This window comes from Streptomyces albidus (ex Kaewkla and Franco 2022) (genome assembly GCF_013870515.1).
GTDB classification, from domain to species: domain Bacteria; phylum Actinomycetota; class Actinomycetes; order Streptomycetales; family Streptomycetaceae; genus Streptomyces; species Streptomyces albidus.
Genome location: NZ_JACBXA010000009.1, coordinates 54,044 through 60,318 on the forward strand (window position 1 = coordinate 54,044; position 6,275 = coordinate 60,318).

Consider the following 6,275-nt stretch of genomic DNA (forward strand, 5'->3'; position numbering starts at 1 on the left):
TCACACGCGGGGGAAGCGCGCCCGCAGCGTCCACAGGGCGGGGTTGTCCTCCAGCCCCTCGTGCATGTCCGTCAGATCCGCGAGGAGGTCGTGGAGGAAGTCGCGTGCCTCGCGGCGCAGTTCGGTGTGCTGGAACGTCAGAGGAGCCTCGTCGGCGGCGTTCCAGTCCGCCGTGACGTCGACCCAGCCGAAGCGGCGCTCGAAGCGCAGCCGTTCCGTGCTCTCGGTGAAGTCCACTTCGGCGCGCTGCGGTCCGGCGGCCCGGCTGCCGCGCGGGTCGGTGTCGAGCTGCTCGACGATGTCGCACAGGGCCCAGGCGAAGTCGAGCACGGGCAACCAGCCCCACGCCGTGGACAGTTCGCGGTCCTCAGCGGTGTCCGCGAGATAGACGTCGCCGCTGAACAGGTCGTGCCGCAGCGCCCGTACGTCTGCCGTCCGGTAGTCCGTCTGCGGCGGATCCGGGAAGCGGCGGGAGAGCGAGTAACCGATGTCGAGCACGGGGCCGATCGTGTCACGGCGGGCCGTGGGTGAGGTGGGGAGCCCCGTGGGGTGCGGCAGCCGGGACGGAGGATGCGGAACGGGCGGTGCCCCGCCGAGGGGGCACCGCCCGTTGCCGTGTGAGCGCGTGGGTCAGACGTTGACGCCGAAGTCCTGAGCGATGCCCACGAGGCCGGAGGCGTAGCCCTGGCCGACCGCGCGGAACTTCCACTCTGCGCCGTTGCGGTACAGCTCGCCGAAGACCATGGCCGTCTCGGTGGCCGCGTCCTCGCTCAGGTCGTAGCGCGCGATCTCCGTCTGGTTCGCCTGGTTGACGATGCGGATGAAGGCGTTGCGCACCTGGCCGAAGTTCTGGCTGCGGGTCTCGGCGTCGTAGATGGAGACCGGGAAGACGATCTTGTCGACGTCGCCGGGGAGACCCGCGAGGTTGACGTTGATCTGCTCGTCGTCGCCCTCGCCCTCACCGGTGACGTTGTCGCCGGTGTGGACGATGCTCTGGTCGGGGGTCGCCTTGTTGTTGAAGAAGACGAAGTGCTGGTCGGAGTAGACCTTGCCGGTCGGGTTCACGGCGATGGCACTCGCGTCCAGGTCGAAGTCCGTGCCCGTGGTGGTGCGGACGTCCCAGCCGAGGCCGACCGTGATGGCGGTCAAGCCCGGTGCCTCCTTGGTGAGGGAGACGTTGCCGCCCTTGGACAGGCTTACAGCCATGGGGATGCCCTTCTTTCGGTGAGGCCGTTCGTGGTCTGTTTCTCACCCTGCACAACGCACCTGATGGAGGGACGGGTTCCAGCATTCTCGACGTTCTTGCTTCTCCGGGGCGCCGTAGGGCGGAAAACGCGGTGACGGCGGCGCCGGGAAGGCGCCACCATTGACCGTATGTCCCCTCCATACGTCATACGTGGCTCCGTCTCCCTGCCTGAGGCCGAGCTGGTGTGGCGTTTCACGCGTTCGTCGGGGCCGGGCGGGCAGCACGTCAACACGAGCGACACACAGGTGGAGCTGCGGTTCGACCTGGCGGCCACGACGGCGCTGCCCGAGGTCTGGAAGGAGCGGGCGCTGGAGCGGCTTGCCGGCACGGGACGGCTCGTAGCCGGCGGAGTCGTCGTCGTACGGGCGAGTGAGCACCGCTCGCAGTGGCGGAACCGCGAGGCGGCAGGCGAGCGCATGGCCGCGCTGCTGGCGGAGGCCACGGCGCCGCCGCCGCGCGCTCGCCGGAAGAAGAAGGTTCCGCGCGGGGTCAACGAGCGGCGGCTGCGGAAGAAGCAGCAGCGGGGCGATCTCAAGCGGGGACGGTCGGGCCGCGACTGGTCTTGAAGCGGGTCGCCGAGGGGCGCATCGGGGCCGGCCCGCGCCGTTCACGCAACCGCCCGGGCCCGCGGCCGGGCCGCGCCGCCCCTCGGCCCGCGATCCGTCAGGACCCGCCCTTGGACAGCGAGTGGTAGCGCCCGCGGAAGTAGACGAGCGGCCCGTTGTCGGGGGCGTGCGGCAGGCCCGCTGCGAGGACCCGTCCGATGACCAGCGTGTGATCGCCGGCCCGTACGCGCTGCTCCGTGCTGCACTCGATCGTGGCCAGCGCCCCGTCGACCAGGGGCGCGCCGGAGGCCTCGCCGCGGATGTGCGGGAGCTCCCGGAAGAGGAGTCTGTCGCTGAGCCTGCCCTTCATGGCGAAGCGGCCGGCCGTCTGGCGCTGCTTCTCGGTGAGCAGGGAGGCCGCCCACAGGGGCTCCCGCTCCAGCAGTTCGTCCATCCGGGAGCCGTCGCGGACGCTGACCATGGCCAGCGGCGGCTCCAGCGAGACGGACATGAAGGCCGTGGCGGTCATCCCGACGTCGGCGCCCTCGGGGCCGTCGTCGGGGTCGTACGCCGTCACCAGCACCACACCTGCCGCCAGCCGCGCCATGGCCGCCCGGAACTCGTCCTCGCTCACCCCATCAGCATGGGGCATCGGTTCGTCGCCCGAGGGGCTCGGGCTCGTCTGCTGCTGCACTGCGTGGGACACGTCAAGAACGCTAACCGCTGCTCCGTGCACCGTGCATCGGGCCCTGGGACCAGGACCAGAGGCCCATCCGGGGGAAGGCGCGAGAAAGCCCGAGAAGGAGCCGACACGTGACCATCGTGTATTCCGCTCGTGCCGCTTCTGCGGATGTGCGGTGGCGAGGTCGTGACCAGGGGCTGGTGTGAGCGACGACATGTGGGATGCGTCTCCCGGCCCTCAAGGTGTGCGCTGAAAGGGAGTTGGGGGCGCGAAAGAGGGCGCATTCGGCGCTCTACGCTCCGGTAACGCCGTACGGTCTCATGACCGGTCGTTCAGTCGGTTTGCTTCGACCGGTGGCCCCGGGTGTGACAGGCTCCTACGGAGAGGAGTCAACGGGCTGCGTACAGTTGTGACTTGAGTCACAGCGGGCACTAATTGTTGACCCTGTGTACCTGGAGAACAGCTCGCTGTGATTCAGTGGCCGTGGCAGTCGGACAATGACGTCCCGCGAACACCTGGAGTTGACGGACGAGGCTCAGGGGGAGGGCGATGGAAACCGAGTCGGAGCCCTATGTCCGCCTTGCCAGCCTGCGGCAGCTGCACATCGTCGTGGCGCAGCTGAGCACTGCGCGCAGCCTCGCCGACACCCTGCAGACGGTCGCCGACGGCGTCGTCGAAGGGCTCGGCTTCGAGATCGCCGCGGTCAACCTCGTACGTCCCGAAGGCGACCTGGTCGTCGCCGCCGTCGCCGGCAGCCAGGGCGCCGAAGCGATGATGGCGGGGCGTGTGGGCTCGCGGGCCTCGTGGGACCGGCGGCTGTCGATGGGGGAGCAGTGGGGCAACCTGCGCTTCATCCCCTACACCGAGGGCTGGGTCCTCGACGACGACGACGTCCCTCAGTGGCACACCACCGGTCCGGCGCCGCAGCAGCCCGAGGACTGGCACCCGATGGACCGGCTCTTCGCCCCGCTGTACGCCTCCGACAGCGAACTGCTCGGCGTGCTCACCGTCGACAAGCCGCGCAACGGGCGGCGCCCCGGCGCATGGGGGCGTGAAGCACTTCAGCTGTACTCCTCACAGGCGGCCATCGCTCTGAGCAACGCACGCCTGCGCTCCAACATGCAGCGCGCGCTGGTGCGTCTCGAGCGGGAGCAGTCGGCGCTGCGTGCGAGCGAGGAGAGCTTCCGGCAGGCGTTCGAGTACGCGCCCAGCGGGATGGCCGTCGCCGAGATGGGCGGCGACCAGCACGGCCGCCTGATCCGGATCAACGACGCGCTGTGCAGGCTGCTGGGCCGTCCGGCCTCGGCCATGCGGCGCTACTCCTTCTCCGACATCGTCCACCCCGAGGACATCGGCAAGCTGCTGCGCACCTCCGCGGAGGGCGGGCGGGCCGAGCTGCGGCTGGCCCGCCGGGACGGCTCGTACGTGTGGGTCTCCCTGCGCAACTCCGTGGTGGCCGACACCGCCGACGGCCCCCGCTTCCTGCTCACGCACGTCGAGGACATCGAAGAGCGCAAGCGGCACGAGCTGCAGCTCGCCCACCGCGCCAGCCACGACTCCCTCACGGGGCTGCCCAACAGCGCCGAGCTGCGCGCCCGTCTCGGCGGGCGGCTCTGCGCACGCCCCGGTCCCGCCATCTCGGGCGTGGCCCATACCGACATCAACGGACGCGAGAACGGGCTGGCCCCCGGCCTCAGCTTCGAGGACGCGGGCTCGGGTGTGCTCTCGTCCACGGGCATGTACGACCCGCATCACACGCACGCGGTGCCGCCCACCGGCGCGGCTCCGGGTGAGAAGGGTCTCGCCGTCCTCTTCTGCGACCTGGACGGCTTCAAGTCGATCAACGACCGGTTCGGACACAACTGCGGCGACGCGGTTCTCGTCGAGGTCGCCCGCCGGCTCTCGGCCGGTGTGCGCGACAACGACACCGTGGCCCGTATGGGCGGCGACGAGTTCGTGGTGCTCACCGACGGGGTCGGCCCGCCCGAGGCGCAGGACCTCGCGGTCCGGCTGCGCAACGCCATCATTCCGCCGATCCGCGTGGACGGCCGTGCCGTGCGCGTCGGCGCCAGCTTCGGCATCGGCTGGGCGGGATGCGGGATGACCGCCGAAGAAGTGCTCCAATCGGCCGACCAGCGGATGTACGTCGAGAAGCGCTCCCGCTCGAAGGGCCAGCGTCGCGCCGGATAGGCGCGGAGGCCCGCAGGCGTGGGGGAACGGGCGGCGCGGAGGCGGTAAGAAGTTTCACGTCACGGCCTCCCTCTGATCATCCCGCTGTTGGCGTGGGCCTCACCCGGGAGAGGTAGGCTCGGCCGGATACCTGACGCAGTAGGGAGTGACAGGGGATGACCGCCGAGAACGACGGCACCGGCGCCACGCCGGAGGGCGACGACCCGTTTGCCTACCTGTACCGCCAGCAGGGCGGCGAGGGGTCTCCGGCGCCACAAACCGGGACTCCCCGACGCTCGTACAACCAGGTCCGCGCGGTCGGTGAGCGCCAGTACGGCAGCCAGTACGGCAGTCAGTACGGCGCCCAGCGCACTCAGCAGACCACCTACGGACAGCAGCAGCCCAACGCGCACTACGCCGCGCCCGAGACGATGCCCGGCGGCCGCGCGGCCGCCCAGCACCACAGCGACGGGTTCGACGACACCTATGGCGGAGGCCGCGGCTCCGGGGGACGCAACCGCAACGGTCTGCTCGTCGGGGCGATAGCTGTCGTGGCAGCCGTCGTCATCGGCATCGGTGCCGCCATCTACTTCAACAGCGACGACCCGGGCAGCAGGGCGGGCAGCTCTGCCGGGGCCGGTGCGGGCAAGGGCAAGGACCAGAACAAGCCCGGCAAGCCGCGCAAGGGGAAGACCGTCGCCTCGAAGCAGGACGCCGCCAGCCTCGCGCTGGCCGGCGGGGCCTCGCTCGCGAGCGACGTGCCCAACGCCCAGGGCAGCAACGGCTCTTACGTCGCGGGCATGAACAACGGCGGTGCCTCGGCGACGTGGACCGTCGACGACGTGCCGAAGGCCGGCATCTACACCTTCTTCGTGCGGTACGGCGTGCCCGGCCATGACGCCGACTCGACGCTCACGATCAACGGCCAGCCCCGTCAGCAGCCGCTCAACATGTCCAACTTCGGGGATGCCGAGGAAGGCGACTGGGCGAAGGGCTGGACGGAGACCTACGCCTGGGTCGACCTCAAGCAGGGACAGAACACCTTCAAGATCTCCTGCGAGCAGGGGAACAAGTGCGACTTCAACCTCGACCAGGTCTGGCTGAAGGCGGGCAAGCTCAAGCGTTGACCGTGTGACCGCGAGGGGGCGGGCCGCTTCGCCCCCTCCGCCGACGGACGTGCCTCTCAGTCCGCTTCGGGCTCGTCGTACTCGGTGACCTTCACGCGCGGCAGCAGGTCCGCGCGGACCTCTTCGTCGAACTCACCGGCGGTCGGCGCCCGTACGGTCGCCGCCGACAGCGCGACCGCCCGCGCCAGCCGGTCCGGCCACGGCAGTCCCTCGACCATTCCGGACAGCAGCCCGGCCACGGCGGAGTCGCCCGCTCCGGTGGGATTGCCGGCGATGGGCGCGGGCGGCGCCGCCTGCCAGGTGCCTTCGGGGGTGACGAGCAGCATCCCCTCGCTGCCCATCGAGACGGCGACCGAATGGGCTCCCCGCCGCTGCGCCGCGCGCGCCGCGCGCAGAGGTTCGGTGGTGCCGGTGATCCCCGCGAGTTCGCCGGCGTTGGGCTTGACCAGGTCGGGGCGGGCGGCGAGGCCGCGGCGGAGCGGTTCGTGACTCGGACTACGGGGTCC

7 protein-coding genes are annotated in these 6,275 nt (G+C 70.6%); 3 read left to right on the plus strand and 4 right to left on the minus strand.

The window, feature by feature from the left end:
• Positions 1 to 498 carry a hypothetical protein gene (locus H5J26_RS03430; protein ID WP_181764164.1) on the minus strand — a complete coding sequence of 166 codons (498 nt, stop codon included), beginning with the start codon at positions 496 to 498 and terminating at the stop codon, positions 1 to 3.
• Between the two features lie 132 nt (positions 499 to 630).
• A complete protein-coding gene (locus H5J26_RS03435) occupies positions 631 to 1,206 on the minus strand; it encodes a TerD family protein (RefSeq protein WP_181764165.1) in 576 nt (191 codons plus the stop codon).
• Between the two features lie 168 nt (positions 1,207 to 1,374).
• On the opposite strand from H5J26_RS03435, the gene arfB reads away from it, so the two are divergent.
• Positions 1,375 to 1,812 carry an alternative ribosome rescue aminoacyl-tRNA hydrolase ArfB gene (gene arfB / locus H5J26_RS03440; RefSeq protein ID WP_181764166.1) on the plus strand — a complete coding sequence of 146 codons (438 nt, stop codon included), beginning with the start codon at positions 1,375 to 1,377 and terminating at the stop codon, positions 1,810 to 1,812.
• Positions 1,813 to 1,909: 97 nt separating this feature from the next.
• Here the strand turns inward: arfB and H5J26_RS03445 are convergent, their stop codons facing one another.
• On the minus strand, positions 1,910 to 2,443 hold the full coding sequence (locus H5J26_RS03445; RefSeq protein ID WP_181764171.1) for a flavin reductase family protein: 534 nt from the start codon (positions 2,441 to 2,443) through the stop codon (positions 1,910 to 1,912).
• A 579-nt stretch (positions 2,444 to 3,022) separates the two neighbouring features.
• Here H5J26_RS03445 and cdgB point away from each other — a divergent pair.
• Entirely contained in the window at positions 3,023 to 4,663 is a 1,641-nt protein-coding gene (gene cdgB, locus H5J26_RS03450; RefSeq protein ID WP_181764167.1) for a diguanylate cyclase CdgB, read from the plus strand.
• A 155-nt stretch (positions 4,664 to 4,818) separates the two neighbouring features.
• Entirely contained in the window at positions 4,819 to 5,769 is a 951-nt protein-coding gene (locus H5J26_RS03455; protein ID WP_181764168.1) for a hypothetical protein, read from the plus strand.
• A 56-nt stretch (positions 5,770 to 5,825) separates the two neighbouring features.
• On the opposite strand, the gene H5J26_RS03460 is transcribed toward H5J26_RS03455, so the two are convergent.
• A partial coding sequence (locus tag H5J26_RS03460) for a PfkB family carbohydrate kinase (RefSeq protein WP_235980369.1) occupies positions 5,826 to 6,275 on the minus strand: 450 nt, incomplete at its 5' end.

Excerpts from the sequence above, each read along its gene's own strand:
- H5J26_RS03435 (WP_181764165.1), bottom strand. The coding sequence starts at position 1,206 with ATGGCTGTAAGCCTGTCCAAGGGCGGCAACGTCTCCCTCACCAAGGAG.
- arfB (WP_181764166.1), top strand. The coding sequence starts at position 1,375 with ATGTCCCCTCCATACGTCATACGTGGCTCCGTCTCCCTGCCTGAGGCC.
- H5J26_RS03445 (WP_181764171.1), bottom strand. The coding sequence starts at position 2,443 with ATGCCCCATGCTGATGGGGTGAGCGAGGACGAGTTCCGGGCGGCCATG.
- cdgB (WP_181764167.1), top strand. The coding sequence starts at position 3,023 with ATGGAAACCGAGTCGGAGCCCTATGTCCGCCTTGCCAGCCTGCGGCAG.
- H5J26_RS03455 (WP_181764168.1), top strand. The coding sequence starts at position 4,819 with ATGACCGCCGAGAACGACGGCACCGGCGCCACGCCGGAGGGCGACGAC.